Annotated in this window: 31 protein-coding genes and 2 tRNA genes; 8 read left to right on the top strand and 25 right to left on the bottom strand. The window is 51.7% G+C overall.

Features of this window, described 5'->3' with window-relative positions; translation table 11 throughout:
* Window positions 1-9: 9 nt before the first annotated feature.
* On the top strand, window positions 10-423 hold the full coding sequence (locus tag ACFQ1T_RS07580; protein ID WP_379075363.1) for a hypothetical protein: 414 nt from the start codon (window positions 10-12) through the stop codon (window positions 421-423).
* 388 nt (window positions 424-811) lie between these two features.
* The gene (locus tag ACFQ1T_RS07575; protein ID WP_379075361.1) at window positions 812-1,033 is read left to right on the top strand and encodes a VF530 family protein; all 222 of its coding nucleotides are present in this window, start codon (window positions 812-814) and stop codon (window positions 1,031-1,033) included.
* Between the two features lie 121 nt (window positions 1,034-1,154).
* Here ACFQ1T_RS07575 and ACFQ1T_RS07570 read toward each other — a convergent pair whose 3' ends face one another.
* The 5 genes from ACFQ1T_RS07570 to ACFQ1T_RS07550 form a co-directional block, all read right to left on the bottom strand.
* Window positions 1,155-1,598 carry a copper chaperone PCu(A)C gene (locus tag ACFQ1T_RS07570; RefSeq protein ID WP_313986456.1) on the bottom strand — a complete coding sequence of 148 codons (444 nt, stop codon included), beginning with the start codon at window positions 1,596-1,598 and terminating at the stop codon, window positions 1,155-1,157.
* A gap of 19 nt (window positions 1,599-1,617) precedes the next feature.
* The gene (locus tag ACFQ1T_RS07565) at window positions 1,618-1,809 is read right to left on the bottom strand and encodes a DNA gyrase inhibitor YacG (protein ID WP_194748258.1); all 192 of its coding nucleotides are present in this window, start codon (window positions 1,807-1,809) and stop codon (window positions 1,618-1,620) included.
* Complete coding sequence (gene zapD, locus ACFQ1T_RS07560; protein WP_275355925.1) at window positions 1,806-2,579, bottom strand: cell division protein ZapD; 774 nt, start codon at window positions 2,577-2,579, stop codon at window positions 1,806-1,808. Before zapD ends, ACFQ1T_RS07565 begins: the two co-directional genes overlap by 4 nt.
* 69 nt (window positions 2,580-2,648) lie before the next feature.
* The gene (gene coaE, locus ACFQ1T_RS07555) at window positions 2,649-3,251 is read right to left on the bottom strand and encodes a dephospho-CoA kinase (RefSeq protein WP_379075356.1); all 603 of its coding nucleotides are present in this window, start codon (window positions 3,249-3,251) and stop codon (window positions 2,649-2,651) included.
* A gap of 12 nt (window positions 3,252-3,263) precedes the next feature.
* Window positions 3,264-4,136 carry a prepilin peptidase gene (locus tag ACFQ1T_RS07550; RefSeq protein WP_379075353.1) on the bottom strand — a complete coding sequence of 291 codons (873 nt, stop codon included), beginning with the start codon at window positions 4,134-4,136 and terminating at the stop codon, window positions 3,264-3,266.
* Window positions 4,137-4,350: 214 nt separating this feature from the next.
* On the opposite strand from ACFQ1T_RS07550, the gene ACFQ1T_RS07545 reads away from it, so the two are divergent.
* A complete protein-coding gene (locus ACFQ1T_RS07545; RefSeq protein WP_194748262.1) occupies window positions 4,351-4,749 on the top strand; it encodes a hypothetical protein in 399 nt (132 codons plus the stop codon).
* A gap of 63 nt (window positions 4,750-4,812) precedes the next feature.
* Here the strand turns inward: ACFQ1T_RS07545 and ACFQ1T_RS07540 are convergent, their stop codons facing one another.
* The 7 genes from ACFQ1T_RS07540 to recA all read right to left on the bottom strand — a co-directional run bounded on the left by ACFQ1T_RS07540 (window position 4,813) and on the right by recA (window position 11,854).
* Window positions 4,813-5,742: a polyprenyl synthetase family protein gene (locus ACFQ1T_RS07540; RefSeq protein WP_379076890.1), complete on the bottom strand. Its 930-nt coding sequence runs from the start codon at window positions 5,740-5,742 to the stop codon at window positions 4,813-4,815.
* A gap of 215 nt (window positions 5,743-5,957) precedes the next feature.
* Window positions 5,958-6,034: transfer RNA gene (locus ACFQ1T_RS07535), tRNA-Arg, on the bottom strand.
* Window positions 6,035-6,154: 120 nt separating this feature from the next.
* A tRNA-Ser gene (locus tag ACFQ1T_RS07530) sits at window positions 6,155-6,248 on the bottom strand.
* 157 nt (window positions 6,249-6,405) lie between these two features.
* Window positions 6,406-7,635 (bottom strand): aspartate kinase, encoded by a 1,230-nt coding sequence (locus ACFQ1T_RS07525; protein WP_194748263.1) that lies wholly within the window; start codon window positions 7,633-7,635, stop codon window positions 6,406-6,408.
* A 25-nt stretch (window positions 7,636-7,660) separates the two neighbouring features.
* Window positions 7,661-10,297: an alanine--tRNA ligase gene (gene alaS / locus ACFQ1T_RS07520; protein WP_379075350.1), complete on the bottom strand. Its 2,637-nt coding sequence runs from the start codon at window positions 10,295-10,297 to the stop codon at window positions 7,661-7,663.
* Window positions 10,287-10,742 carry a recombination regulator RecX gene (gene recX / locus ACFQ1T_RS07515; RefSeq protein WP_379075347.1) on the bottom strand — a complete coding sequence of 152 codons (456 nt, stop codon included), beginning with the start codon at window positions 10,740-10,742 and terminating at the stop codon, window positions 10,287-10,289. The genes alaS and recX overlap by 11 nt, the downstream gene beginning before the upstream one ends.
* An 83-nt stretch (window positions 10,743-10,825) precedes the next feature.
* On the bottom strand, window positions 10,826-11,854 hold the full coding sequence (gene recA, locus ACFQ1T_RS07510; RefSeq protein WP_275355935.1) for a recombinase RecA: 1,029 nt from the start codon (window positions 11,852-11,854) through the stop codon (window positions 10,826-10,828).
* 245 nt (window positions 11,855-12,099) lie between these two features.
* On the opposite strand from recA, the gene ACFQ1T_RS07505 reads away from it, so the two are divergent.
* Window positions 12,100-12,462 (top strand): hypothetical protein, encoded by a 363-nt coding sequence (locus ACFQ1T_RS07505; RefSeq protein ID WP_194748267.1) that lies wholly within the window; start codon window positions 12,100-12,102, stop codon window positions 12,460-12,462.
* A 4-nt stretch (window positions 12,463-12,466) separates the two neighbouring features.
* Here ACFQ1T_RS07505 and ACFQ1T_RS07500 read toward each other — a convergent pair whose 3' ends face one another.
* From ACFQ1T_RS07500 to mog, 5 genes are read right to left on the bottom strand one after another with little or no spacing between them, the layout of a single operon-like run.
* Window positions 12,467-12,967: a CinA family protein gene (locus ACFQ1T_RS07500; RefSeq protein WP_379075343.1), complete on the bottom strand. Its 501-nt coding sequence runs from the start codon at window positions 12,965-12,967 to the stop codon at window positions 12,467-12,469.
* Complete coding sequence (locus tag ACFQ1T_RS07495; RefSeq protein ID WP_379076887.1) at window positions 12,967-13,470, bottom strand: phosphatidylglycerophosphatase A family protein; 504 nt, start codon at window positions 13,468-13,470, stop codon at window positions 12,967-12,969. The genes ACFQ1T_RS07500 and ACFQ1T_RS07495 overlap by 1 nt, the downstream gene beginning before the upstream one ends.
* Window positions 13,454-14,398, bottom strand: coding sequence for a thiamine-phosphate kinase (thiL, locus tag ACFQ1T_RS07490; RefSeq protein ID WP_379075340.1), 945 nt, complete (start codon window positions 14,396-14,398; stop codon window positions 13,454-13,456). Before thiL ends, ACFQ1T_RS07495 begins: the two co-directional genes overlap by 17 nt.
* The gene (locus ACFQ1T_RS07485; protein ID WP_379075337.1) at window positions 14,391-14,747 is read right to left on the bottom strand and encodes a hypothetical protein; all 357 of its coding nucleotides are present in this window, start codon (window positions 14,745-14,747) and stop codon (window positions 14,391-14,393) included. The genes thiL and ACFQ1T_RS07485 overlap by 8 nt, the downstream gene beginning before the upstream one ends.
* 26 nt (window positions 14,748-14,773) lie before the next feature.
* Window positions 14,774-15,379, bottom strand: coding sequence for a molybdopterin adenylyltransferase (gene mog / locus ACFQ1T_RS07480; protein ID WP_379075334.1), 606 nt, complete (start codon window positions 15,377-15,379; stop codon window positions 14,774-14,776).
* 150 nt (window positions 15,380-15,529) lie between these two features.
* Here mog and ACFQ1T_RS07475 point away from each other — a divergent pair, with 150 nt between their 5' ends.
* Together ACFQ1T_RS07475 and ACFQ1T_RS07470 are read left to right on the top strand one after the other, a co-directional pair.
* The gene (locus tag ACFQ1T_RS07475; RefSeq protein WP_379075331.1) at window positions 15,530-16,255 is read left to right on the top strand and encodes a PDZ domain-containing protein; all 726 of its coding nucleotides are present in this window, start codon (window positions 15,530-15,532) and stop codon (window positions 16,253-16,255) included.
* 51 nt (window positions 16,256-16,306) lie between these two features.
* Entirely contained in the window at window positions 16,307-18,286 is a 1,980-nt protein-coding gene (locus ACFQ1T_RS07470; RefSeq protein WP_379075328.1) for a site-specific recombinase, read from the top strand.
* Window positions 18,287-18,358: 72 nt separating this feature from the next.
* Here the strand turns inward: ACFQ1T_RS07470 and ACFQ1T_RS07465 are convergent, their stop codons facing one another.
* Entirely contained in the window at window positions 18,359-18,613 is a 255-nt protein-coding gene (locus tag ACFQ1T_RS07465; RefSeq protein ID WP_194748274.1) for a sulfurtransferase TusA family protein, read from the bottom strand.
* Between the two features lie 69 nt (window positions 18,614-18,682).
* Window positions 18,683-19,243, bottom strand: coding sequence for a ribosome biogenesis factor YjgA (gene yjgA, locus ACFQ1T_RS07460; RefSeq protein WP_275355949.1), 561 nt, complete (start codon window positions 19,241-19,243; stop codon window positions 18,683-18,685).
* Between the two features lie 73 nt (window positions 19,244-19,316).
* Here yjgA and pmbA point away from each other — a divergent pair, with 73 nt between their 5' ends.
* Complete coding sequence (gene pmbA / locus ACFQ1T_RS07455) at window positions 19,317-20,639, top strand: metalloprotease PmbA (protein ID WP_379076884.1); 1,323 nt, start codon at window positions 19,317-19,319, stop codon at window positions 20,637-20,639.
* A 96-nt stretch (window positions 20,640-20,735) separates the two neighbouring features.
* Here the strand turns inward: pmbA and ACFQ1T_RS07450 are convergent, their stop codons facing one another.
* The 6 genes from ACFQ1T_RS07450 to panC all read right to left on the bottom strand — a co-directional run bounded on the left by ACFQ1T_RS07450 (window position 20,736) and on the right by panC (window position 25,705).
* Window positions 20,736-21,797: an MlaA family lipoprotein gene (locus ACFQ1T_RS07450; protein WP_379075323.1), complete on the bottom strand. Its 1,062-nt coding sequence runs from the start codon at window positions 21,795-21,797 to the stop codon at window positions 20,736-20,738.
* A gap of 245 nt (window positions 21,798-22,042) precedes the next feature.
* Window positions 22,043-23,476 carry a cryptochrome/photolyase family protein gene (locus ACFQ1T_RS07445; protein WP_379075320.1) on the bottom strand — a complete coding sequence of 478 codons (1,434 nt, stop codon included), beginning with the start codon at window positions 23,474-23,476 and terminating at the stop codon, window positions 22,043-22,045.
* 2 nt (window positions 23,477-23,478) lie between these two features.
* Entirely contained in the window at window positions 23,479-23,946 is a 468-nt protein-coding gene (gene rlmH / locus ACFQ1T_RS07440) for a 23S rRNA (pseudouridine(1915)-N(3))-methyltransferase RlmH (RefSeq protein WP_379075317.1), read from the bottom strand.
* 31 nt (window positions 23,947-23,977) lie between these two features.
* Window positions 23,978-24,349, bottom strand: a complete 372-nt coding sequence (gene rsfS, locus ACFQ1T_RS07435; protein WP_275355952.1) for a ribosome silencing factor — start codon at window positions 24,347-24,349, stop codon at window positions 23,978-23,980.
* 14 nt (window positions 24,350-24,363) lie between these two features.
* Window positions 24,364-24,744 (bottom strand): aspartate 1-decarboxylase, encoded by a 381-nt coding sequence (panD, locus tag ACFQ1T_RS07430; RefSeq protein ID WP_194748281.1) that lies wholly within the window; start codon window positions 24,742-24,744, stop codon window positions 24,364-24,366.
* A gap of 106 nt (window positions 24,745-24,850) precedes the next feature.
* Window positions 24,851-25,705: a pantoate--beta-alanine ligase gene (panC, locus tag ACFQ1T_RS07425; RefSeq protein WP_379075312.1), complete on the bottom strand. Its 855-nt coding sequence runs from the start codon at window positions 25,703-25,705 to the stop codon at window positions 24,851-24,853.
* Window positions 25,706-26,049: 344 nt separating this feature from the next.
* Here panC and mscL point away from each other — a divergent pair, with 344 nt between their 5' ends.
* On the top strand, window positions 26,050-26,469 hold the full coding sequence (gene mscL / locus ACFQ1T_RS07420) for a large conductance mechanosensitive channel protein MscL (RefSeq protein ID WP_379075309.1): 420 nt from the start codon (window positions 26,050-26,052) through the stop codon (window positions 26,467-26,469).
* Window position 26,470: the final 1 nt, after the last annotated feature.

Genomic DNA, 26,470 nt, shown 5'->3' with positions numbered 1-26,470 from the left:
TAGGGTTATATGGGAAGAATAATAGCTGCAGTTGTATATGCACCCATCATCGGTCTTTTTTTTGGTGATATTTTCGTCAACATCATTTACTCATGGGGTGTTGGGCCACTGACTTTACTAAGTGCAGTTATTGTTTACCCCGTTGTCATAGTTTTGTCTTTTCCAATTTTATATGTCATGCGTCGTAAACAATGGCTATCTGTATGGTCGTTTCTACTGTTGGGTATTTTTTTGGCTGCTTTCTTTTGGACGCTAATATTCTTTCCATTTCAACAAGTTGAAACTGAGGCCTCTCCATTTAGCTATGGCATTTTTGGTTTAGCTTCTGGGCTAATTGGTTCATTTGTATTTTGGCTTCTGGGGATAAAAAGCAATCCAACCGTAACCCATCATTCAAGCGGGACGCCCAACGGCGCCCCTTAATTCAAACTACAAGGGCTTCCCCATTTTAAGCAATAGCTATCTGCAATGTTTTTGTGTGTTTTAAGTTTTTCAGCGCATAAGTATCCTTTGCTGTAGCCAGTGTTAAGCGAGAAGGTGAAGGACTGCGGTACGACAACCGGTCATATTGGGCATGATTGGTCCGGACCCTGATGAAAGACGCGCGTCGAGGCCTCACTCGTTAGTCGGGATGATCTTGCTCCCCCTAGAATTAATCAGGTACGCCCGGTGCGAGTCCAACCCGCTGCTTATCAACGCTGGCAGTTAAGCTGTGATGCAACCATTGCATTCAAAATAAGGATATTGAGGCTTTAAACATATAAAGTGCTACCATCGAACTATCGAATGACCTTGATATGGCTTTTATCAAATGAACACAGAACAACCGAACAATCCATTGCACGGCATCACGCTTGCAGAAGTGGTTGAGCAATTAGTGGCGCATTACGGCTGGGAGGCGCTGGCGACAAGGGTTAATATCAACTGTTTTAAAAATGACCCTTCCATCAAGTCTAGCTTGAAGTTTTTGCGCAGAACGCCTTGGGCAAGGGCTGAGGTGGAGGCGTTGTTTTTGCGGACGTTTTCAAACTAAATCTGGCACTGCTCTGCCGAGATATTTGCAATTTGCGCGCGCCCATCTTCCTATCGTATAAAACAAAACAGCCAGCAGATGCTGACTGTTGCGGGTAGTTCAATGATCGACAAGAAAGTGATTATGGGACGGCCTTGACCGGCATGGTAATAAATTGATCAGTGATTTTTCCCTGCTTATCTTTAAAGCACAGTCTGAATTTCACCTGCTCGCCAGCTTTAAATGGCGTGGGCAATTCAAACAGCATCAAATGCAATCCACCTGGCGCCAGCTTGACGGGCTTGCCCGCAGGGACAGGCAACGCTTCCATACTGCGCATTTTCATGACACCGTTTTGCATGGTCATGCTGTGCATTTCTACGCTCTCTGCACGCTCGGTTTCAATATAAACCAGAGTGACGTCTTGCGGGCTGGTGAGCGTGAGGTAGGCGGCTCCGACGGACTGGCCTGGATTGGAGGCACGTACCCAGGCATCGGTGAGTTTGACTTCTGCATGTGCAAAGGCCGTGGAGGCTAACAGGCACAAGCTCGCGAGCAGTTTCAGGCAGAGGTATTTTGTTTGCATACTTAAATCCAGTCTCAGATTATTCTGGCTCGTATAAGTCTGGCGGCGTGCTATCGGGGATGCGAAACTTTTCCGAAGCCCAGTCGCCCAGGTCCATCAGTTTGCAGCGTTCGCTACAAAAAGGCCGGAATGGATTTTTAGGGGAATACTCGGTGGTTTCTCCGCAGGCGGGACAGGCCACCTTGCGCGGTTTGACTACTGCTTGCGTCAATTGTGACTGGCTCCGGTAAAGTTGCAGACGATCATCTTGAATGGGATATCCTGTTCACAGCCTTTGGGGCGTTGCACAAAGTCCAGCTTTTGAAAGCGGATGTTGATCGCATATTTGTTGGCACTGACTTCCGGGAAGCATTCTTCATGGTCAATTTCAATGCGCAATAACTGGGCAGGTTTGTGTCCGGAAAGCTGTTGCTGATAGGCGCCATGGTGGGCAACCAGGGATAACACCTGGCCACTGCCACGCAACAACTGCATAATCAGGCTGATGGCTTCGTACATCGGCATCAAGCGGGATAACCACTGCGTAAAATCTTGTTTGCGGCGCTCTACACTCAGGTAGAGCCAGTGGCGGTATGAGGGCAAGTCAAACTCGCAGACCCCGCCTGGAATACTGGTCCGCTGCTTGACGCTCATGAGCCAGTCATTGTCGCGCAAGGTTTGGCCGAGCTTTTGATGATCGGCTCGCAGGGTGGTGGCGCAACGGTCCAGATTGTTTACGGTGCTTTCGAGCGCCTCTTGGTCGATATTGGGATTATGTTGCAGCAGGGAAAGCTGGACTTTATGACGGTCCAGCTCTTGCAGCAAATCGACCTTGAGATCACCACGATCAATGACATCCAACACTTGCAGCATGGAAATCAGCGCCACATGATGACTGACCTCGTGACCAATGGCAATGTGATGCAGCATCTTGTTGAACAGGTCTTCAAGACGAAGATAGGTTCTGATGCGCTCGTTAAATGGAAATTCGTAGCTCGACACGGCAGCCTTTTCTGTCAGCTGATACTTGAAAAGTATGCAATAAAAGTTTGATTATGAAACCCTTTTAACTCAGAGGCAAGTTTTAGAGAAATTTTTGTGAAATTGCAGCACTTTTTGCTGTAAATCGGCGAGTGTCAGCTGGTTTTCTATCACGGTATCCGCAATCGCCAGCCGCGCCTCTCGCGGACTTTGCGACGCCATGATGGCTTGTGCCATTTCGGCAGAGAGCTGACTGCGTTGCATGACCCGCTGCAATTGCGTCTCCTCATCGCAATCGATCACCAGCACATGATCTATCATGGACCAATCCTCGCGGCTCTCGACCAGTAATGGGATCGCCAGAATCACATACGGATGACTGGCATACTGGGCAATTTGCTGTACGGCCTCAGCACGGATCGCCGGGTGCATGATCTGATTCAGTTGTTCGAGGGCTTCTGGGTGCTCAAACACGTGCGCGCGCAGTGTTGCCCGGCTGAGACGTCCATCTGCCTCAAACATGTGGTCACCAAAAGCCGCCCGCACCGCTAGCATGGCCGGACTACCGGGTTCACTCATTGCGTGCGCAATGTGGTCCAGATCCACCACAGGCACGCCTAAGGCAGAAAATGCTGCACACGCCTCGCTTTTACCACTGCCGATACCGCCGGTCACGGCCACCACTTTTGCCATGTGCTGCTCCCGTTAAGGCACCAAATAATAAGCGGCCAGAGTTTGCCCATAAAACAGGGCGGCGATGCCGCCCAGGGCTAAAAAGGGACCAAAAGGAATCGCGGTTTGGCGGGTTTTGCCTTTGAGCAGAATCAAGCCGATGCCGATCACACTGCCAACCACCGAGCTCAATAAAATGACCGCTGGCAGCAGTTGCCAGCCGAACCAGGCACCGATCGCAGCCAGCAGCTTGAAATCACCGTACCCCATGCCCTCCTTGCCTGTCACCAGTTTAAACAGCCAGTAGACCGCCCACAACACCAGATAACCGGCCATGGCACCGATCACGGCTGACGAGAGATCGGTAAACCCATCTTTAAGGTTAAGCAACAGCCCCAGCCACAACAGCGGCAAGGTAATGTCATCAGGCAACAGTTGTGTATCAAAATCAATAAAGGTCAATGCGACCAGCGCAAATACAAATGCCAGTGCAAACAAGGTCAAATGGCTATAGCCATATTGCACAGCCACCGCAACCGACAGGCCGCCGGTCAGCAATTCAACCAATGGATAACGCATTGAAATCGGCGCATGACAGCCTTTACACCGTCCGCGTAAGAACAGATAGCTGATCACAGGAATATTCTCGAGTGCCGTAATCTGGTGTCCGCAATGCGGGCAGGCCGAACGCGGCACCACAAGATTGTATTTGGGTTGATCAGGCACCTCTTGCCCTTGTAAATCCAGGCAACTGGCCTGCCATTCACGCTCCATCATTTTGGGCAGCCGATGAATCACTACATTGAGAAAGCTGCCAACCAGCAAACCAAAGACCAGACAGGCGGCTTGCAGGGCATGAGGCTGCGTGCGCAGCAGACTTAAAACAGGTTCAAGGATTTCGTGCATGATGCCGATAACAAAGATAAGGTTGCTGCATCATCTCATCGTTGATGCCCATAGGCAAGGCTGACAAAGTGCAAAACTGCTTTAAAAGCGCATTCTTCTGGCTTGAAAACTGTTTGCAAGTCACCATTTATGTGTAAGATGGTCATGACACAGCAACTTTAGTGGTTTGCGTCTGTGTGAAGTGGCATCTGTTATCTATAGAAGGAAGTTGCCTATGTCTGATCAAATCAAATTTACATCGCCAACCGAAGTTGAGTTGAACGAGGTTGAGCATCCTGCCTGGGATGAGCCAGTGATTTGTCGAGTAGAAGTCGATTTACCTGGATGGCTCACCAAACTGACCGGACAATCACACTGGGAAGTCTACAGTGAAGAAGAAGAGGAAAACTGCGTAAGCTTTGCGATGCGCTCTTCGAATCATCATCGTTTGCAAAAAGCGATGGCGTCAGCAGAGAGCGACCTGCAGGCAGAGGTGACCTTGTATCACAACGGCTATGCCGTCGTCGATGTCAATGGAAAATCCTTGTTTGATGGTGCATTGACCCATGCGACCAACGACTGCGCGCGACTCAGCTACTACCACATGAGTGGCGAGCCTATCGCCCTGAATTAACCCGGTGTTTGGTTCAGCCGGTATCTTTTAGGTGTTGTCGCCTGCGTACAAGCAGGCGACACCTTAATGTTGCCGGTTGACCGAAAACTGGGCCAAATCCAGCAAAGCCTGTTTGGCGGGCGTCAGTGCAAAAATGGCCAGTGCTTCACAGGCCTGTTCTGCTTCTTTTTGCGCCACGGCGCGTACATAATCAAATGCCTTCACGGCATGCAAAATCTCCAGCACGGCATCTAGCTGGGTGACCTGCCCTTCTAACAAGGCCTGCTTGACCAAGTCCGCTTGCGCGGTTGGCGCTTGCTGGATGGCATACAACATTGGTAAGGTCACTTTTCCCTCGGCCAGGTCATTGCCCAGGGTTTTGCCAATTTTTTCGCTGTCACCGGTTAAATCCAGCACATCATCTATGAGCTGAAAGGCCGTACCCAAGTGCATGCCATACTTGGCCAGTCCCTCTTCTTGCGCGACGCTGGCCTGACACTGCACCGCTCCCAGGCGGGTCGCCGCTTCAAACAGCTTGGCGGTTTTAAAATGAATGACCTGCAAGTAATCCTGCTCGCTAACACCAATATTGCGCACATTGAGCAACTGTAGCACTTCGCCTTCGGAAATCACATTGGTGGCATCTGCCAGGATTTCCATCACACGCATGTTTTGCAGCCTGACCATCATCTGAAAGGAACGTGAATACAGAAAATCGCCGACCAGCACGCTGGCAGGATTGCCATACACATGATTGGCGGTAGATTTGCCTCGACGCAGTTCAGAAGCATCAACCACATCATCATGCAATAAAGTGGCTGTATGAATAAATTCGACAATGGCTGCCAGAGCATGGTGGTCCGGTGTTACACGCCCGGCCAGATCAGCTGCCATCAACACCAATGTCGGACGCAAGCGTTTGCCACCACTATGAATGATGTATTCCGAAATTTGATTAATCAGCGGAACTTGGGATGACAAAGACTGGCGAATAACGGCATCCACCTGCTGCATATCGCCTGTAATCCGCGCCAAACAAGCCTGAAGAGACACTGAAACACCAATTAAATGAAAAGCTGAAGCATATCATACCGCCAACATCATCGCTATGTTCAGCGCGTATCAGCGATGTATCAACGCACTGATGAGCTTTAAGAAATGTAATGTTGGACGGGGATCACTAAAAGAAAAAAGCCCTGTTTCTCGGAAAGAAACAAGGCTTTTATTTTTGGCGCGCCCGGAGCGATTCGAACGCCCGACCCTTTGGTTCGTAGCCAAATACTCTATCCAACTGAGCTACGGGCGCCAAGGTTTGTTGCTTTGCAACAAAAACAGCATTATAACATAAGTTTCAGCTTTGTGGAGGGGTCCAAGTAACGATGACACCCTAATTTACCAAACCCTTGAATCGTTAAACCCAGGTATTTGGCGGTGAGCGAGGGATTCGAACCCTCGATACAGGTTTAAGCCCGTATGCTTCCTTAGCAGGGAAGTGCCTTCGACCACTCGGCCAGCTCACCTTATTAAAACAATGACGCCTTAATAATACCAACACAGCTGATGCTGTTTTCTTTGCAGTATTGCTACTGCATTGAAGGGCGCCATACTACGTGAAAACCCTTCAAAAATCAACGCAAAAAAGAAGAATGTTTTATTTCTTTATTCGTGCGTTTGCGATTATGCGTTTTCCAGGCCAAACGCCTTATGTAACACGCGCACAGCCAGTTCCATATACTTCTCTTCGATCACCACTGCGATCTTGATTTCACTGGTAGAGATCATTTGAATATTGATGCCCTCTTCGGCCAATGTGCGGAACATCTGGCTGGCGATACCCACATGCGAACGCATGCCCACACCGACTACAGACACTTTTGCAATCTTGTCATCGCCAGTCACTTCACGTGCCTGGATATGGCCTTGAACCTTATCGCGCAGAATTGTCAGCGCCTTGTTCATTTCGTTTTTGTGTACGGTAAACGTGAAGTCTGTCGTGCCGTCTGCGCCCACGTTCTGGATAATCATATCCACATCAATGTTGGCATCGGCGACAGGACCAAGAATCTGATAAGCAATCCCTGGCTTGTCAGGCACGCCTGCTACGGTAATTTTCGCCTCATCGCGGTTAAAAGCGATGCCGGAGATAATTGGATCTTCCATGTTTTCCTCATTTTCTTCGAATGTAATCAGCGTGCCGTCACCCTCTTCTTCAAAGCTGGAGAGCACACGTAACTTAACCTTGTATTTGCCAGCAAACTCAACCGAGCGGATTTGCAGTACTTTGGAGCCTTGCGAGGCCAGTTCGAGCATTTCTTCAAAGGTGATTTTTTCCAGCCGGCGCGCTTCTGGCACCACACGCGGGTCAGTGGTATACACACCATCCACATCGGTATAAATCTGGCATTCATCGGCCTTGAGCGCTGCTGCCAACGCTACACCTGTCGTATCGGAGCCGCCACGGCCCAGCGTGGTGATATTGCCATGGGCATCCACGCCCTGAAAACCGGCGACCACACAGACATAGCCGTCATCGAGGTCTTGTTTCAGGTTATGCTGGTCAATGTCCAGAATACGCGCTTTGGTAAACGCATCATCCGTGAGGATTTTCACCTGGGTGCCGGTATAGCTCTTGGCCTTGATGCCAAGCTCCATCAGTGCCAGAGCGGTCATACCTATGGTGACCTGCTCACCGGTAGACACCATCACATCCAGCTCACGCGGATCTGGATCCGGCATGATTTCCTTGGCCAGTGAAATCAGGCGATTGGTTTCACCTGACATGGCTGACACCACGACCACCACTTGATGGCCCATGGCCTTGTAACGTGCCACACGACGCGCCACATTGCGGATACGCTCGGGATTGGCGACTGAGGTGCCACCATATTTTTGTACGATTAATGCCATTATTTTGCTCTGTTAATCAATTGAGTTAATTTAGTTTAGCTTCTGCCCAGGCTTGGACACTCGCCAGTGCCTGCGGCAGATTTGCGGGTTCAGTGCCGCCAGCCATCGCCATATCTGGCTTGCCACCACCCTTGCCACCCACCTGGCCTGCAACATGATTCACCAGCTCGCCCGCCTTGACTTTGCCAGTCAAGTCAGCAGTCACGCCCGCAGCCAGACTGACCTTGCTCTCTGCCACGCTCGCCAAAACAATGACGGCAGATTTGAGTTTATCCTTGAGTTTATCCATGGTCTCGCGCAAGGCATTGGCATCTGCACCGTCCAAGGCAGCAGCCAATACTTTAACGCCATTGACTTCCAGGGCTTGCGTCGCCAGATCGTCGCCTTGTGAAGAGGCGAGTTTGGATTTCAAACGCGCCAACTCTTTTTCGAGTGACTTAACGTGATCCATCACTTGCGCAATTTTGGCTGGGACTTCATGTGCAGGGGCTTTGAGCTCGCCTGCCACCTGGTTAATCAGCGATTGCTGGGATTGCACCAGCTTCAACGCGCCCTCGCCCGTGGTGGCTTCGACACGGCGTACGCCTGCCGCCACGCCACTCTCGGAGGTAATTTTAAACAGACCAATATCGCCAGTGCGGCTGACATGGGTACCGCCACACAACTCGCGCGAAGATCCGACATCCAGCACGCGCACTTCATCGCCATATTTCTCGCCAAACAGCATCATGGCGCCCGTTTTTTGCGCAGACTCAATATCCATCAAGCGTGCTTCTGTCGCCGCATTGGCCAAAATCTCAGCATTGACCAACGCTTCTACCCTGGCAATCTCGGCATCAGTCATCGGCGCATTATGCACAAAGTCAAAACGGGTTTTTTCCGTATCGACCAGGCTGCCTTTTTGCTGCACATGCTCACCCAGCACTTCACGCAAGGCCTTATGCATCAGATGCGTTGCCGAGTGATTACGCATGGTGCTGGCGCGCGCCTGCAGATTGACTTTAGCCGCCAACGCATCTCCCACAGACAAAGACCCGGTTTTGAGTACGCCATGATGGCCGAACACGGCTGCCTGAATTTTTTGTGTATCTTCTACGGCAAAAATACCGTTGGCAGACTTGAGCTCTCCGCTATCGCCAATCTGGCCACCGGATTCAGCATAGAACGGTGTATGGTCCAGCACGACCACACCCAAATCGCCTTCATTCAGCGTTTGTACAGCACTGCCGTCTTTATATAACGCCAGGACTTTGGCAGCGGTTTCCAGCTTGTCATAACCGTGGAATGTGGTCGCAGCGCCATCATATTCAAGATTGAGCGCCATTTTGAACTTGCCCGCCGCGCGCGCTTGTTCTTTTTGGCGCGCCATGGCCGCATCAAAGCCAGCGGTATCCACCGTCACGCCACGTTCGCGGCAGATGTCGGCGGTGAGGTCCAGCGGGAAACCAAAGGTATCGTGCAGTTTGAAGGCGAGATCGCCGTTGAACACGGCAGGCTTGGTCGCCAGTTCGGCTTCCAGAATCTGCATGCCGTTCTCTATCGTTTCGAAGAAACGGTCTTCCTCCTGCTTGAGCACCTCGGCCACTCGCGCCTGGTTGCTGGTCAACTCCGGGTAAGCCTCACCCATTTCAGCCACCAAATCTGGCACCAGCCTATGGAAGAAAGCAGCACGACAACCCAGTTTGTATCCATGACGAATCGCGCGGCGAATAATGCGGCGCAACACATAGCCACGGCCTTCATTGCCTGGGATCACGCCATCGGCGATCAGGAAGCTACAGGCGCGGATATGGTCCGCCAGCACCTTGAGTGATGGGCTCTCCAGATCAGCTGTATTGGTTTCGCGCGCGGCGGCTTTAATCAACGCCTGGAATAGATCAATTTCGTAGTTGGCATGCACGCCTTGCAGTACCGCAGAAATACGCTCCAAGCCCATGCCGGTATCGACCGATGGCTTAGGCAACGGATGCATCACCCCCGCTTCGTCGCGGTTGAACTGCATGAACACGTTATTCCAGATTTCAATAAAGCGGTCACCATCTTCATCCGGGGAGCCTGGCGGCCCGCCAGGAATATGCGCACCGTGGTCATAGAAAATCTCGGTACAGGGGCCACAAGGACCGGTATCGCCCATCATCCAGAAGTTATCTGAGGCATAACGCGCGCCCTTGTTGTCCCCAATACGAACAATCTTGTCAGCAGGGACGCCCACTTCTTTGTTCCAGATATCGTAGGCTTCATCATCCTCAGCATACACGGTGACCATCAAGCGTTCTTTGGGTAAAGCGTAGACTTCAGTCAACAGTTCCCAGGCAAAGGTAATGGCATCGCGCTTGAAGTAATCCCCAAAACTGAAGTTACCCAGCATCTCGAAGAAGGTATGGTGACGCGCGGTATAGCCCACATTCTCAAGATCGTTGTGCTTACCACCGGCGCGCACACATTTTTGTGCGGTCGCCGCACGCGTATAGGCACGCTTGTCAAAGCCGAGGAACACATCTTTAAACTGGTTCATGCCTGCGTTGGTAAACAGCAAGGTGGGGTCACCATGCGGCACCAGTGAACTAGAAGCTACCACTTGGTGGCCTTTTGAAGCAAAGAAATCCAGGAAGGCCTGGCGGATTTGTTTGCTGGAAGGTTTTTGCCCGTACTTAACTGTCATCTTCTGCGTGTCTATTCAAAATGTGTTTAATTACATCAAACGTAAAACCCCGACTCTGTAAGAAGCGGGCCTGTTTTGCCCACTCCTCGCGTGTTATCGGGGCCGCTTTAAATTTTTTGCGCCAGACTTCGCTGGCGCGTGCAACTTCATTGTCCTGCAGGCCTGCAACGGCTTCTGCTATCAAGGTATCGTCTACCCCTTTTTCACGTAGCTCGTTGGCGACATGCGCACTGCCAAATTTGGCTTTACGGGCATGGACCAATTGCTCGGTGAATCTGGCGTCACTCAACCAGCCGCGCTGTTTAAAATCATCCAACAAAGCCGGGAGGTCGTCCGCTTCTTCGGCATAGGCCTTTAGCTTTTGCCCCAACTCCGTGTATGAATACTCACGCTTGGCCAAGTATTCTAAAGCGCGTTGGCGTAAGGTTTTTTCCAGATTAGCCATTGAATTTTAGGCCACAGTGCGTACAGCGCTCAAAGAGAAAAACCAAACGTCAAAAGCGCGCCTCACTCAGGCTCGCAAAAACCTTAATCATCCTCGCCGCGCGCTGAAGGCAGAATATCTGCCAGCACTTTGGCATTGGCGCGAATTTTCGCTTCAATTTCCGCTGCGATTTCTGGATGCTCACGCAAGAACTCTTTGGCGTTTTCTTTGCCTTGGCCGATTTTTTCGCCGTTATAGCTAAACCATGCACCGGCTTTTTCCACCATTTTCAGGTTCACGCCCAACTCAATAATCTCACCCAACCGCGAGATGCCTTCGCCATACATAATGTCAAACTCGGCTTGTTTAAATGGTGGCGCGACTTTGTTTTTAATCACTTTGACTTTGGTTTCGGAGCCAATGACTTCGTCACCTTTCTTGATCGCGCCTGTGCGGCGGATATCCAGTCGCACAGAAGCGTAGAATTTAAGCGCGTTACCGCCGGTGGTCGTTTCCGGGTTGCCAAACATGACACCAATTTTCATCCGAATCTGGTTAATGAAGATGACCAGCGTATTGGTACGTTTGATATTGCCGGTGAGTTTACGCAAGGCTTGTGACATCAAGCGCGCCTGCAAACCCATGTGGCTGTCGCCCATTTCCCCTTCAATCTCAGCGCGTGGCGTCAACGCTGCAACCGAGTCGACCACCACAATATCCACTGAGCCGGAACGCACCAGCATGTCGGCAATTTCCAAGGCTTGTTCGCCAGTATCGGGTTGCGAAATCAACAAATCAGGGACATTCACGCCTAATTTAGAGGCGTATTGCGGGTCTAGCGCATGCTCCGCATCAATAAAAGCAGCGGTGCCACCTAATTTTTGCATTTCGGCAATCACTTGCAGGGTCAAGGTGGTTTTACCGGAAGACTCCGGGCCATAAATCTCCACAATTCGGCCGCGTGGCAATCCACCTACGCCGAGTGCGATATCCAGACCCAATGAACCGGTGGAAACGACTTGCAGGTCTTCGCCGATATCAGCATCGCCCATGCGCATAATGGAGCCTTTGCCGAACTGCTTTTCAATTTGAGAGAGTGCGGCGGCGAGCGCTTTGCTTTTGTTGTCATCCATGCTGATTACCTTCTTTTAGCGATAAAATGCGTTGCTTGCACAAACGCGATATAATCCAAACAATAACCTCTAATTATTTCATAAATCGACCATCAGTGAAATGGCGTTGCCATGAATAAATGCCCAGCCATTCTGGCCTGAGGCAATTGCGTAGCTGCATGCGTGAATGGTGCTGTCAACCGCGGCCCGGCAACTGCGTTAATAGATCAGGGAGCATGCATTTGTTTTCCGCTAGAGGAGCATTTATGAAAGTCTTTAAACTGATTCTGACGTTGGCGCTGGCAAGTATCGCGGCAGTCAGCGCGCAAGCACAAGATAACTGGTCGGTGGGCGTGGTGGTAGGCAACCCTTACCCACCCGCTTACTACGCGCCGCCTGCCGTGGTTTATGCACCGCCGCCAGTGGTCATTTACCCACATCCACAAAGCCGTTACTACTATAGCCCCCCTGCAGTGACCTATTCTGCACCAGTACCGCCACCAGGTCCTGGGTTTATTCAGTTCTCTTATGGCAATGGTGGCTACGGCGGTTACAACTATGGCCCGCGCAACTACTATGGTGGCGGATGGGGACGTGGTCACCACCACCATCACCACCACGACGATTAATTGATCACACTTCTGACGTCACACTACGTAACAGGGCCGTCAATAAATAACTGGCGGCCTGTTCACGTATCTGCTGGCGATCGCCGGTAAAATATTGGGTGTGCACCAGCACATGAGGCGGCCCCGGCTGCCGGATAGCCCAGGCAAAACACACCATCCCCACCGGCTTGTAAGCAGACCCACCGCCCGGCCCGGCAATGCCAGTTACCGCACCACTGATATTGGCCAAACTGTGTTCTAACGCACCGACGGCCATGGCCTGTGCCACCGCTTCGCTGACAGCACCATGTTCGTCTATCAATTCAGCCGGGACGCCCAACATGTCGGTTTTGGCAGCGTTGCTGTAGGTAACAAAACCGCGGTCAAACCAGGCTGAGCTTCCGGCAATTGCCGTTATCGATTGTGCAATCAGGCCACCAGTACAAGACTCGGCCAGCGCCAATTGCCACCCTCTGGCCTGCAAGGCAGGCCCCAGGCTTGCGCTGAGTTCCAGCAGGGATGGCATTACATTATCCCTTTTAACCATTGCAGTACCACTATTGCCATGAACGCGGCCAGCACATCATCCAGCATGACCCCCAGGCCGCCTTTCACGCGCTGATCCACCCAGCTGATCGGAAACGGCTTCCAGATATCAAACAGTCGAAACAGTGCAAATGCAGCCGCTCCCCAGCCGAACCCCGAGGGGACTGTGACCAAAACCGCAGCCATAGCCACAACTTCATCCCAGACAATCGCACCGTGGTCACTGACCCCGAGCGCACGTCCGGTAAACGCGCAGCACCAGACGCCCAGCAAGAAAAGTGCGGCCAAAGCAAGCCATTGCTGGGTTAAAGGTAAATGCATCAACAGCCAGTACAAGGGAAAGCCCAGCAGCGTGCCCACGGTACCAGGTGCTTTGGGTGACAAACCCGTGCCCAGACCCAAACTCAGACAATGCAGCGGGTGTGACCACAGCAGCCGCCAACTCGGTAACGATGACTGACTATGCTTAGCCAAAATGCTGATATCCTTTCTTTGCAATATCCAGAGCCACGTTGCCGTTCATCACGGTTAAACCAGGGCTCGCAGTGGTTTTACCAATGCGACTCAGCGGCAGATTCAATTGCTGCGACAGGGCCAGCAGCGCCTCCCGGTGCTGGGGAGCGGCAGTAAAACATAATTCATAATCATCCCCGCCTGCCAGCACGGCTTTCTGCATTGTCTCTTCTTCTATTGGCGTTTGCAGTCGTGGCAACGGCAACGCGCGCCAATCCAGTTCAGCGCCAACCCTGGAGGCCTGCAAAATATGGTCCAAATCGGCCAGCAAACCATCCGAAATATCGAGTGCAGCGCTTGCCATGCCACGCAAGGCCAAGCCCAGACGCACTCTTGGCTGCGGATGATGCATGGCAGTGGCGAGCATCGCAATATCATCGGCATGCAGAGGCAGATGCCCTAAACGGTTTTGTAGCCATAGTGCCGCCTGCCCTAAACAACCACTGACCCAGATATCCTCCCCCGCCCTGGCGCCATTACGTTGCAAGGCCTGGCCACGAGGCACTTCACCCAGGATGTTAATGGCGATATTGAGTGGGCCGCGGGTGGTATCGCCGCCGATCAAGGCAACCTCAAAGGCATCCGCACAGGCAAACAGGCCGTCACTGAATTGGCGTAACCACGGATGATCCACCCCGGGCAATGCGATGGACAGCGTGGCCCATTTAGGCTCAGCCCCCATCGCCGCCATATCACTGATATTCACTGCCATCGACTTCCAGCCAATGGCAAAGGGCTGTGCCTCGGCAAAAAAATGTGTGCCTGAAACCGACATATCGGCAGAAACCGCCAATTGATAGCCTGGACGCACGCTAACCAGCGCAGCGTCATCCCCTACTCCCAGATCAACCGCTGCTTGCCTGGTGAAATATTGGGCAATCAGATCAAATTCAGCCACGGCGATGCTGCCACCAGCGCAGACACAAGATGACAACGCCCCATGCCAGCAAGATACCCACGCTATCAGCCAGCCAGTCATAGACGCTGGGCTGACGGGTCACGGTGAGCAGACCCTGTAGCACCTCCATGAGACCGCCATAAATCAACAAGCCGAGCATCAGCCATTGTTGCCGGGCGGGATAGGCCAATCCTGCCCAAAAAGTGACACCGCCAAACGCGACGATGTGCTGTAACTTGTCCAGATAAGGAAAGCGCTGCTCGGCAGGCGCCATTTCTATCAGCAACAGGTAAGTCAGTAGTGCCAAGCAGGCAATAAAGATAATTTTGGCAATCAGAGAAAAACGCATGAGTATCCTGAATGAAGATGAAGAGATCAAGCCTGGGGCTTGAGCGCCGACTTGGGCCGGAACGCCTGAACCACGCGTGCATCTGTTTCCAGATAAGGCATGGGTGCATCAGGGGTCGCCAGCAAGTCCAGGCAATATGGCACCGCCGCAAAGATGCCTGGCACTATTGTTTTACCTTCGCCATCCTTGAGGCCTTCCAGCGTTTCCTGAATAGACTTTGGTTGCCCGGGCAAATTGATAATCAGGCATTGCTTACGGATCACTGCCACTTGCCGCGACAAAATCGCCGTAGGCACAAACCTCAGACTGATCTGGCGCATTTGTTCGCCAAAGCCCGGCATCTCACGATCAGCGACCGATAAGGTCGCTTCAGGTGTGACATCTCGCATGGCCGGACCCGTGCCACCGGTAGTCAAAATCAGGTGGCAGGCTTCTTCATCCACCAATTGCCTGAGCGTCTCGACAATGGTGGCCTGCTCATCGGCAATCAGCCTGGGGATGACGTGGTAAGGCGAAGTCAGCGCCTGTTGCAACCACGCGGTCAGCGATGGAATGCCCTTATCCTCATAAATGCCCTGTGAAGCGCGATCACTGATGGAAACAAGTCCAACACGCGTGAATTGTTGTTGCATAACGTGGTCTATCAGAAGTTGGTCTGTGTTAATGTACCAATACATCATAACATTACAATGTGACAATCGATCATGGAGAACGAGATGAACCAAGCGCATGCAAGCAGGCATTCCCCCCCCTTAAAACGTCCGCTCATCCTAGGCGGACTCATGTGGTTGTCCATGTGTTTGGCCCTCGCCTGTATGCTCACGAGTCAACGCGTCTCTGCCGAAGAAAACCCCTACGTCACACATTACCAGGCACAAAACCAGGGGAACCTGCACTCCTTGCAAGCCAATCCTGAGCCGCAGTTGCTCAGTGGCGTGCGCCGGGATGACGACAACATCAGAATGCTCGAAGATGGTTATGACTTGATGGGCTTTAGCAGTTTTGAAGCTGGGGAAGTCCCGCCAGAACTGGCACTAGACCATGGCCGCAGCCTCCAAGCCGATAGCATTCTGGTCTATGTGAAAAAAGCGGGCAACACTTCGCCAGCCTCCAAGATGGAGATGATCAAGGAAGCCGTGAAAAAAGGTCAGTCTCTGACGGAAAAAGACATGGCTGCCAGCCCGGGCAAATATCGTTATTACGCAAGTTTCTGGGCAAAACTGCCGCCTCCTTTACTAGGCATCCATGTGATCAAACTGGTGCAAAAACAATCTGGTGGTGAGAGTGAACGCATGCCTACCCCCGGCGTGCGCGTGATTGCCGTGATTCATGGCTCGTCTGCCGAAAAAGCAGGCCTGCAACGTGGCGATCAGCTACTCAGCATCAACCAGGAAAAAGTAGAAGATGCAGCCACGCTCTCCACCCTCGTGCGCAAATACCGCGGCAAAGCGGTTAAGTTAGAGATGGAACGTCAAAGTGAACCCCTCTCGCTAGAGGCGCAGCTCTAAACGTTTGGCGTGTTATCCTTGCCAAATCAAGCATCCAAGAAAGCGCTTTACATGTTTCAACCGATTTTTGACCACCAGGCCGCCCGCGAAGCGGCCGGTGATATTGACGATATTCAGTTTATTCGAGCGTTGTTCGACAATATCCGGCCCAAGGACTCCTCGGATATTGAAAGTGCGAGCAATGCCTTGCAGGCCTTGTGCTTCCTGCTGCAACAGCATCCACAGTTTGCCTTGTTATTGCGCAACAGCGTGCTGAGACTGCTCAACGAAAAGAGCGTGATATCGCTGTATTCAGACCACGGCATTCAATCAGACCTCGGCTTTTTTACCGAAACTTATCGTCGGCTTTCGCATAAAATCCTGCCAGACGTACCGGACCCTAAATATCTCAAGGATATCTTTGGCCAGATTTTTCATCAAAACGATGATGCTGACTGGGTCACCGGCATGCCCGACCAGGTCTGGCGTGACTTTATGCAGACATTGGACATCAGCCGAGGCGACTGGCAATTGCAGCAAAACAGCATCCAGGAGCTCAAGGATGCCCTGCAAGTGCTGTCTTTCAGGCTCTCGGCATCTGGCTTGGATCCCGAGCTGATTTTGCAGCATGAAGATCTCGAATCAAACAGCTCGCCCTTTATCACGCAAAATATTGAAATTCAAAAGTTTTTGGCGCTGGGCAGCATCCAGGCTGAAGATGTGCAACATCTCTACAGTGTGCTCAAGCGTTGCGAGCAACTGACCTATGAAATCCGCAAGGCGAATGCCAAAACCGGCACCAGCATCTCGCTGACGGCGCTGATGCAAAGAATTTTGCAACAGATTCAGCGCATGCAACTGGTGGTAGACATTCTGCATGGGCTCATTCTCAAGCATGATGTGAGCCAGGCAATCACCAGCTTGCTGAAACAGCTGGTGGATGCCGAATGCAAGAAAAATAACCTGTCGGATTACTGGCGCCAAAATACGGAATTGCTGGCCTTGCGCGTCACTGAAAATGCCAGCCATACCGGCGAGCATTACATTGCGCAACATCGCGGTGAATATTTCAAGCTCATGGGCTCAGCCATGGGCGCGGGCCTCATCATTGCCTTTATGGCGATGTTTAAAATCATGATTGCCAGCTATCACCTGCCACCGCTGACCGAGGCCATTTTGTTTAGCCTCAATTATGGCCTGGGCTTTGTCATCATTCACCTGTTGCACTTCACGGTGGCCACCAAGCAGCCGGCGATGACCGCTGCGACCATTGCTTCAACCATAGATGACCATGGCCATGACAGCAAAAACATCCACAATCTGATCAATATCGTGGCACAAACCACGAGCAGCCAGACGATTGCGATTTTAGGCAACGTGGTGGTGGTGATTCCGGTGGCCATACTGATTGACTGGCTGTTTATGCAAAGCACTGGCCATCACTTTATTGGCAGCGAAAAAGCACATAGCCTGCTGGACAACAACAACCCGCTGATCAGCCTGACCGCACTTTATGCGGCAGTCGCCGGGGTATGTTTGTTTTTGTCAGGCCTGATTGCCGGCTACCACGACAACCTGGCCGCCTACAACCGGATTCCAGAACGCCTGCAACATTTGGGCTGGTTGCAGTCCTTGCTGGGCAAAGAACGTCTGGGGCGCATTACCGACTATATTCGTCATAACCTGGGCGCACTGGCGGGGAATTTTTACTTTGGTTGCCTGTTGGGATTTGCCTCAGGGCTGGGGGTCATGCTGGGATTGCCGCTCGACATCCGTCACGTGACCTTTGTTGCGGCTTTTGCCGGTTACTCGTTCCCGGCGCTTGATTTTCAGGTCAGCCAATACATTGTGGGCACCACCATTTTGGGCATTGCCCTGGTCGGCACCATCAACCTCATTACCAGTTTCGGCCTGGCAATCTACGTTGCAATGAAGTCACGAAAAGTGCGCTATCGCCACTGGAAGGCTTTTTGGCTGGAATTGTTAAGTGCACTGTATCGCCAGCCAGGCAAGTTCTTGTTACCCCCTAAGAAAACCAATACAGATCATTAAACACACGGCGCGCGCCGTGTGTTGGAGCGGGTCAGCCGAAGCCCGGAGCCCAAGGCCACACCCGCTCAGTGACTAGTCAGCCGCCAGAGTGGTTTCTTTCTGGATCAAAAAGTGAAAGACACCGCCTTCTTTGTGCACAGACAACAACTTGACCGGGTGATGATTAATCACGTTGCGGATATTCTGTTCGCTGCCCGCAGAGGTCGTTTTCACGGACAACACCTGACCAGGCAACAACTCCTCCAGTTTTTCGATGGTTTTCAGCATGGGCAATGGACTGTCCAGGCCCATCAGGTCGAGTTCTATATCTATTGGTGTGGTGTGCATACTTGTCCCCCTTTTCAAAAGCTGCTGATGTCAGCATGATCAAGCTGTGTTGGCGACCGCCAATCACGTTCAATCTTCATCCAACTCGTCTTCCTCAGTACCCGCTATCGCCTGCAAGTCATCCTCTACCGCTACACCTTCCATCAATTCGCGGATTATTTTAAATAATTCGCGGCTGCTTTTAGGCGGCTTGCCGGCAGCATGCTCCTTATTCGCATTACGGATCAAGGTACGCATTTGCTGCACAGGGGTCTGCGGATATTCAGCAATAAATAATTCGATGGCCTTGCTGTCTTCGAGCAAGCGTGACCGCCACCGTTCCATTTGGTGAAAGCGGGCATTTTCTTCCTGATGCTTGCCTTCCCACTTTTGCAACTGCTCAACAATCGGGGCCAAATCTGTTTCACGCATCAGGCGCCCGATATATTGCATTTGACGACGGATGGCACCATTCGAGGTAATACGCTTGGCTTCGGCAATCGCATCCATCAGGGATTCTTCCAGCGCCAGTTTTTTCAATTTATCCTTGGGGAGCGCCACCAGTTGTCGGCCAATGTCCTGCGCGGCATCCGCCTCAGCCTTGAGGCGGGTTTTACTGGGTTGGGAATCATCAAAGGTTTCAGATGTCATGTTAAAAGCAATCTCTGCCAAATCACGGTATGATAACAGCTTTAATCGCCAAGCTAAAAACAAGCAAGCCAGCATGCAAGCAGACCAACTACAACAAATCGCCCAAGACATTATTCGTTTGACGCAAACAGCCGGTGCCAGCAGCGCCGAAACCGAAGTCAGTTTTGGCATGGGTCAGAGTGTGTCTGTGCGCCAGGGCGAGACTGAGAATATTGAGTACAACCGCGATAAGGGCTGCTCGGTCACGGTCTATTTTGGTCAGCAAAAAGGCTATGCCAGCACCTCAGACCTGAGTCCGCAAGCCTTGCGTGATACGGTCGAAGCGGCCTGCAATATCGCCAAGTATACGGCGCAGGACCCCTTCTGTGGCCTGGCTGACGCTGACTTGATGGCAACCTCGTTTCCTGACCTGTCTCTGCATCATCCCTGGCAAGTCGATGTCGATGCAGCGCTGGCGCTGGCCAAACGTTGCGAAAGCGCGGCACTGGCAGTAGATCACAGAATCAGTAACAGCGAGGGAGCCAGTGTCTATACGCAAAGCGGCGCCTTCGCCTATGCCAACAGTCACGGGTTTATCGGGGGCTATGCCAGTTCACGTCATAGTATCAGTTGCTCGGTGATTGCCGAGGCCGATGGCCTGATGCAACGCGACTACTGGTATAGCAGTGCCCGCGATGCACTAGACTTGGCCAGCCCTGAACAGGTGGGCCAGATCGCTGGTGAACGCACCGCCAGGCGACTGGGTGCGCGCCCGATCAAAACCGGGCAATACCCGGTACTGTTTGAAGCACCGCTGGCCAGTGGCCTGATTGGTACACTCATGAGTGCGATTTCTGGTGGCAACCTGTATCGAAAATCCTCTTTCCTGCTTGATAGCCTGGGCCAAACCATCGCCAGCCCGTTGTTACAGATTGAAGATCATCCATTTCTGCTCAAAGGGGCGGCCAGCAGTGCCTTTGATAGCGAAGGTGTCGCTTGCCAAACCAGAACACTGGTTGAAAATGGCGTCCTGCAAGGCTATTTATTGGGCAGCTACTCCGCCCGCAAGCTGGGGCTCAAAACGACAGGCAATGCCGGTGGCGCGCACAATATTCTGGTCCGATCCACTGGTCAGTCCTTTGAACAGCTGCTGCAAACACTGGGCACGGGGCTGCTGGTGACGGAGTTACTGGGGCATGGCCTGAATATGGTCACTGGCGACTACTCACGCGGTGCGTCTGGCTATTGGGTTGAGAACGGCGTCATTGTGCACCCGGTCGAAGAAATCACCATCGCCAGCAACATGAAAGACATGCTGAAAAGTATCGTCGCCATTGGTAATGACGTGATTCCCAACAGTTCAAAACTGACGGGTTCTATTTTGATAGAGCGCATGACCGTCGCCTCATCCGAATAAACTTGTTCGCTCATCCCAATTACCATCAGTAAACAAGTTGTCACCAATAAAAAAGGCTTTGCAAATGCAAAGCCTTTTTTATATTTCCAGACAGGATTACTGTGGTGCAGTCTCAGCCGGTAATGCCATCAGCGTTTCATCTATGGCAGCCACGACCTCTGCCGCCTCTTTTTCAACCACAGGCATTTCGTCGCCAGTTTCGCTCGTTTGCTCGAGTAATGGCGGCAAAACATCTTCAGGTTGCGCAGTCGCCTCAAAGGCTAAGGCGTCGACCTCATCCAATGTCGGTGCAGCGATTGATTCTACGGCTTGACTCTCAGACACGACGACCGCAGCCATATTGCCGGGCTCAGCCTTATCCACAGAGGTAACTGACTGCAGCAATACGGTTTCACCATTGTTAGAGGAAGACGCCGCTGGTTTGGCCGGCACATCTTCGTCAGCGGGCTCAAACTCGTCTTGCAGCAATTCCTGAGGCACCAAGCCATCCTGAATCAAGCTGGCACGGCGCTGCAAATAAGCATCACGCATGAAGGCATAAGGATCAATCGACGCATTATCGACGAGATCAGTCGCATCAAGCAATTGTGTACGCTTATCCAGCAACTGCACCGCACGCACCTGATAATAAGTACGAACCTGGCCAATATTGTGCAAATATTGAATCGGGTCAGAAGTCACGGTATCAATCGCCAACCCGCTGGCATCCCGCACCGTACTTGGCCCCAAAATTGGCAGCACCAGATAGGCACCCGACCCCATGCCCCAATAGCCCAGGGTTTGACCAAAATCTTCCTGGTGTTTGGGAATATTGTCCATACTGGCCACATCAATCAAGCCAACCACCCCAAAGGTGGTATTGATCACAAAGCGACCTGCATCACTGAATGCCTGGGCAAACTTCAATTGCAACAGATCATTGACCACCGTGGTCAAGGTGCCCAGGTTACTGAAGAAGTTGCTGATGCCAGTACGTACCGGCGAAGGGGCGATGGCTTTGTAGGCTTTCGCCACCGGCTTCATCGCATAGCGATCCGCAACATCATTAAATTTGTAGATGCCACGGTTGAGGCCTTCAAGCGGATCTTTATTGGTTGTTGCACAGCCAGACACACTTGCCAGTGTTGCAATCAGTACTATCGCTCTTAATTTTTTCATATTCGTCATTATTTCAGAAGCTGTTCAGGCGTATTAAATTTTTTGTATCCCCAACACTGCATGTTTTTTATCTTGCAATAGCATTTAATCACCAAGCAATGCTTATTCTTAACGGAATCACTTTTTAAAAACTAAAGCGCGTTTGACAAAGATATCTGAGATACAGCCACCACTTGGCTGTGTTTTGCCTTGATCCAGACTCCGCCCCAATCCCGATTAAAATGTTCTTCATTCTACCTCAAATGTCATTTGGGCTTCACATTATTTTTGTATAGGCGCAACGCCTGTTCCCACTGTATTGCGTGATCTACAACAGGCCGAGGATAATTCAATGCAACGCCTTGATTAAATAAGCTTTGCTTGTGATATTTCGCTGCCCATGGCGCATGAATTTGATCATCATTCAGGTGTGCCAATTCTGGCACATATTTGCGGATAAATTTGCCTTGCGGATCAAACTTTTCAGATTGCGACTGTGGATTGAAGATCCTGAAATACGGTTGCGCATCGCAACCGGTGGAGGCCGCCCACTGCCAGCCACCGTTGTTGGCCGCAAAATCAAAATCGATCAGCTTTTGTGCGAAATATTGCTCACCCCATCGCCAGTCGATGAGCAAATCCTTGACCAGAAAACTGGCGACAATCATACGTAACCGGTTATGCATATAGCCGGTCTGGTTCAACTGCCGCATGGCCGCATCCACGATCGGGAAACCGGTTTGGCCAGCGCACCAGGCCTCAAACCAGGGCTGGTGATTGAGGAAAGCCAACCCCTCATATTCAGCCTTGAAAGCCGTGCCCTGCTGCAAGTCTGGCCGATGATACAAAACCTGGAAATAAAAATCGCGCCAGATGAGCTCATTGAGCCAGATGGCCGCGCCTTCATTGCCGGTCTGCGTCAATTGCCAGGCCGCATGCGCCAATTGGCGGATTGAAATGGTGCCAAAACGCAAATGTACCGACAGGTAAGACACGCCCTTGATGGCAGGAAAATTGCGCGCATCGTGATACTGGCTGATCCGCTGCAGAAAGTCATTAAACAGCTGCTGCGCACCAGCCATCCCGGTCGGCAAACGCATGGCTTTCAGATTAGTCTCCTCAAACCCCAGTGAGGTCAAAGCGGGCATTGCTTGCGGCGGCAGTGGCGCCAGTTGACCGAGATACTTTTCAGTTGGATACGCTTGCAAATAAAAAGGGCTGAGTTTTGCCAGGTGGGCATTCTTGTAGGGTGTAAAGACGCCATAAGGCTTACCAGCCTGTGTCAGGATCTCGTCTTGTTCAAACAAGACCTGATCTTTAAACAAAAACAGTGACTGACCTAAAGCCGCCAGGGATTGTCTGACGGCCTCATCACGCGCAATCGCGGTGGGCTCATAATCACGATTTGCATAGACGGCAGAGACTTTCAGGCGTGTTGCCAAGGCAGGAATCTCTTCCCTGGCAGCGCCATGCAACACAATCAGATCCGCACCTCTTGCTTGCAGCGCCTGCTTGAGTTCACGTGCGCTTTCCCAGATAAACTCGACCCGGCGGTCGGCTTTATCGGTCAGGGCATCCAGGATTTCAGTATCAAAAACAAATGCGAGATAGACTTGCGCATGTTGTTTGAGTGCGTGGTAGAGGGCAGCATGATCATGGTCGCGCAAATCGCGACGCAGCCAGACCAGGGCATTGGACATTCTTATTCTCGGTGGTAAGGATGATTGCTTAGAACCGTATGCGCACGATAAAGTTGCTCGGTCAGCATCACTCTGACCATGCCATGCGGCATCGTGAGCTTGGATAGACTAAATAACCATTGCGCCTGAGTTTTCAATTGCGGATGCAAACCGTCAGCACCGCCTATGACCAAAGCCACATCGCGCCCCATTTCCTGCCAGGATTTGAGTTTATCGGCCAGTTGCAAGGTGGTGACAGCCTGCCCACGCTCATCCAGTGCCACCAGATAGTCTTTACCGACTACGTCGAGAATGCGCTTGGCTTCAGCTTCTTGGACCGCTTCACTGTTTTTACCCGAAGCGCGCTTGTCAGGCTTAATTTCAATGATGCGCGTCTCAAGTTCGCGCGGCATGCGCTTAAGGTATTCCGCGCAGGCAGACTCCACCCAGTCGGGCATTTTGTGGCCGACCGAGATGATATTGAGTTTCATGCGGGATAAAAAGAATGACCTTGCGTCAGAATCAGGCGGCCGAGGCGGCGCGGCGAGACTGTGACTCGCTCCACAGCTGCTCGATATTGTAATAGGCACGTGTAGCAGGCACCATCACATGCACGACAATGTCGCCCAAGTCGACCAGCACCCATTCACCTTCTTTTTCGCCTTCAATGCCACGCGCATCCATGCCTTTTTCTTTGAGCTTTTCGCGCACATTGTCCGCAATGGCTTTGCATTGGCGGGTGGAATTACCGCTGGCGACGATCATGTAACTGGTCATGGCGGTCATGTCGCGCACGTCCATCACCGTGATATCAAAGGCTTTGATGTCTTCCAGCGCGTCAACAACGGCCAGTTTCATGTCTTCAAGAGACATTAATGAAGTATTTGGTTGCATAGAGGGTTTCAAATTCAGGCAGCTTGCGCTGGAATATGGTTTTTCTGTTGGACGATGCGGTTCTGCGCATCGACATAAACCAGTTGTGGATGGTAATTTGCCAATTCAGCTTCTGTATATTGCGAGTAGCTGGCAATAATAATCAAGTCGTCAGGATCGGCTTTGTGGGCCGCCGCGCCATTGACAGAGATCACGCCGGAATGGCGCTCGGCACGAATCGCATAGGTAGTAAAACGCTCACCATTGTTGATGTTGTAAATCTGGATTTGCTCATACTCATGAATATTGGCCGCTTCCAGCAAGGCCTCATCAATCGCACAGCTGCCTTCATAGTGCAACTCGCTATGCGTCACACGTACCCGATGCAGCTTTGATTTCAACATGGTTCTTTGCATTGCGTTCCTTAACTCGAACACCCGCTCGCGCGGAAAAGGACGTAATTATAAAGTTATCAAGGGCTTAGCGCAAAATAAATTTATGGTTAGAAGCAGCGCATTTGGTCTACAGACTCACTTCGCAATTATCAATCAGGCGCGTACCACCAAGCCTGGCAGCCGCCAGAACCACCCAGGCCTGGTCATTCGCATCGGGCAAGGTCAGGTCTGTTTGCCTGCGAATGTCTACATAATCGACCTGCCAGCCTTGCTGGTTTAACCCAGCCACCGCCTGTTTACACAAGCTTGCATAATCCCGCTGGCCTGCCAGCAACGCCTGTTTAATGCGCTGCAGTTGCTGATAAAGTTGCGCTGCCTGTGTTTTTTCTGTGGCAGAAAGATAGCCATTGCGAGAACTCATGGCCAGGCCAGAAGGCTCGCGCACAGTCTCGCCCGCCAAAATCTCGACGTTAAAATTGAGTTGCCGCACCAGCGCGCGGATCACCATCAATTGCTGGTAATCTTTTTTGCCGAACACGGCCACCTGCGGCTGCACCATATTAAACAGCTTGGCGACCACCGTTGCCACGCCGACAAAATGCCCGGGCCGGCTGGCCCCGCATAATTCATTGGCCAGTGCGGGCGGTTGTATCACAACGGCTTGCCGCAAATCCTGCCCATCAAAATCCGGGTACATTTCAGTGACGGTAGGCGCAAATACCACGTCCGCCCCTACCGCTTCCAACTGTTCACAGTCTGCCGCCAAGGTGCGTGGATAGCTGCCAAAATCTTCGTTCACCCCAAACTGCAAGGGATTGACAAAGATACTCACCACCACAATCTCCGCGAGCTGCTTGGCCTGCGTCACTAATTGGCAATGTCCTGCATGCAAATTACCCATCGTCGGGACAAAGCCCACCTTTGCTTGCGGATGATGGGCTAAAAAAGCGCGTAACTCGCGCACACTGTGACACACTTGCATCAATCATTCATCCAACAAAAACACAATTCCGGCAATATATCACAGGCCTCTCGCACCAGCGGCCCATCACCTGGCGTTTAACCCAAGCATTGACAAGCACATCCCTCATTGCCTATAGTCGCTTTAGGGCACTTCTATAAATTCAATTAGCGAGCCTGCGTTTCACGCGGGGCCTCTTGAAACCACTAACATCTTCATATGGTGTTGTTTATAAAAAAATATCCTGCCCTCGCAACCAGAGACTGCATCTCCTTTTTTAATCGCACCTCGTCTTGCTTTGCGACTTGAATTTATAAAAGTGCCCTTTACAATCTTAATCTTTAATAACAATGGTGGGAGAAGTCATGAGCGTCATTTCAGAATTCAAGCAGTTCGCCCTTAAAGGCAATGTCATGGACCTGGCAGTCGGTGTCATTATTGGTGGGGCCTTTGGCAAAATTGTGGCCTCGCTGGTAGATGATGTCATCATGCCCGTGGTCGGCAAGATTTTTGGCGGCTTTGATTTCAGCAATTTATATGTGCCCCTTAACGGCCAATCGGCTGACCTGGCATTGGCAGAAGCCAAAAAACTGGGTGCAGTGCTGGCCTACGGCAACTTTCTGACCATCGTGCTCAACTTTATTATCCTGGCATTTATTATTTTCCAGATGGTGAAATTCATGAACCACCTGAAAACTGCGGATGAACCGGCACCTGCCGCACCTGCGCCGACCCCGGAAGATATTGTGCTACTGCGCGAAATCCGTGATAGCCTGAAAAAATAAT

The sequence above is a fragment of the Methylophilus glucosoxydans genome (genome assembly GCF_042676145.1).
Taxonomy (GTDB): Bacteria; Pseudomonadota; Gammaproteobacteria; order Burkholderiales; family Methylophilaceae; genus Methylophilus; species Methylophilus glucosoxydans.
Note: the sequence above shows the minus strand (reverse complement) of the source record. Positions and strands in the feature narration are given on the sequence as shown.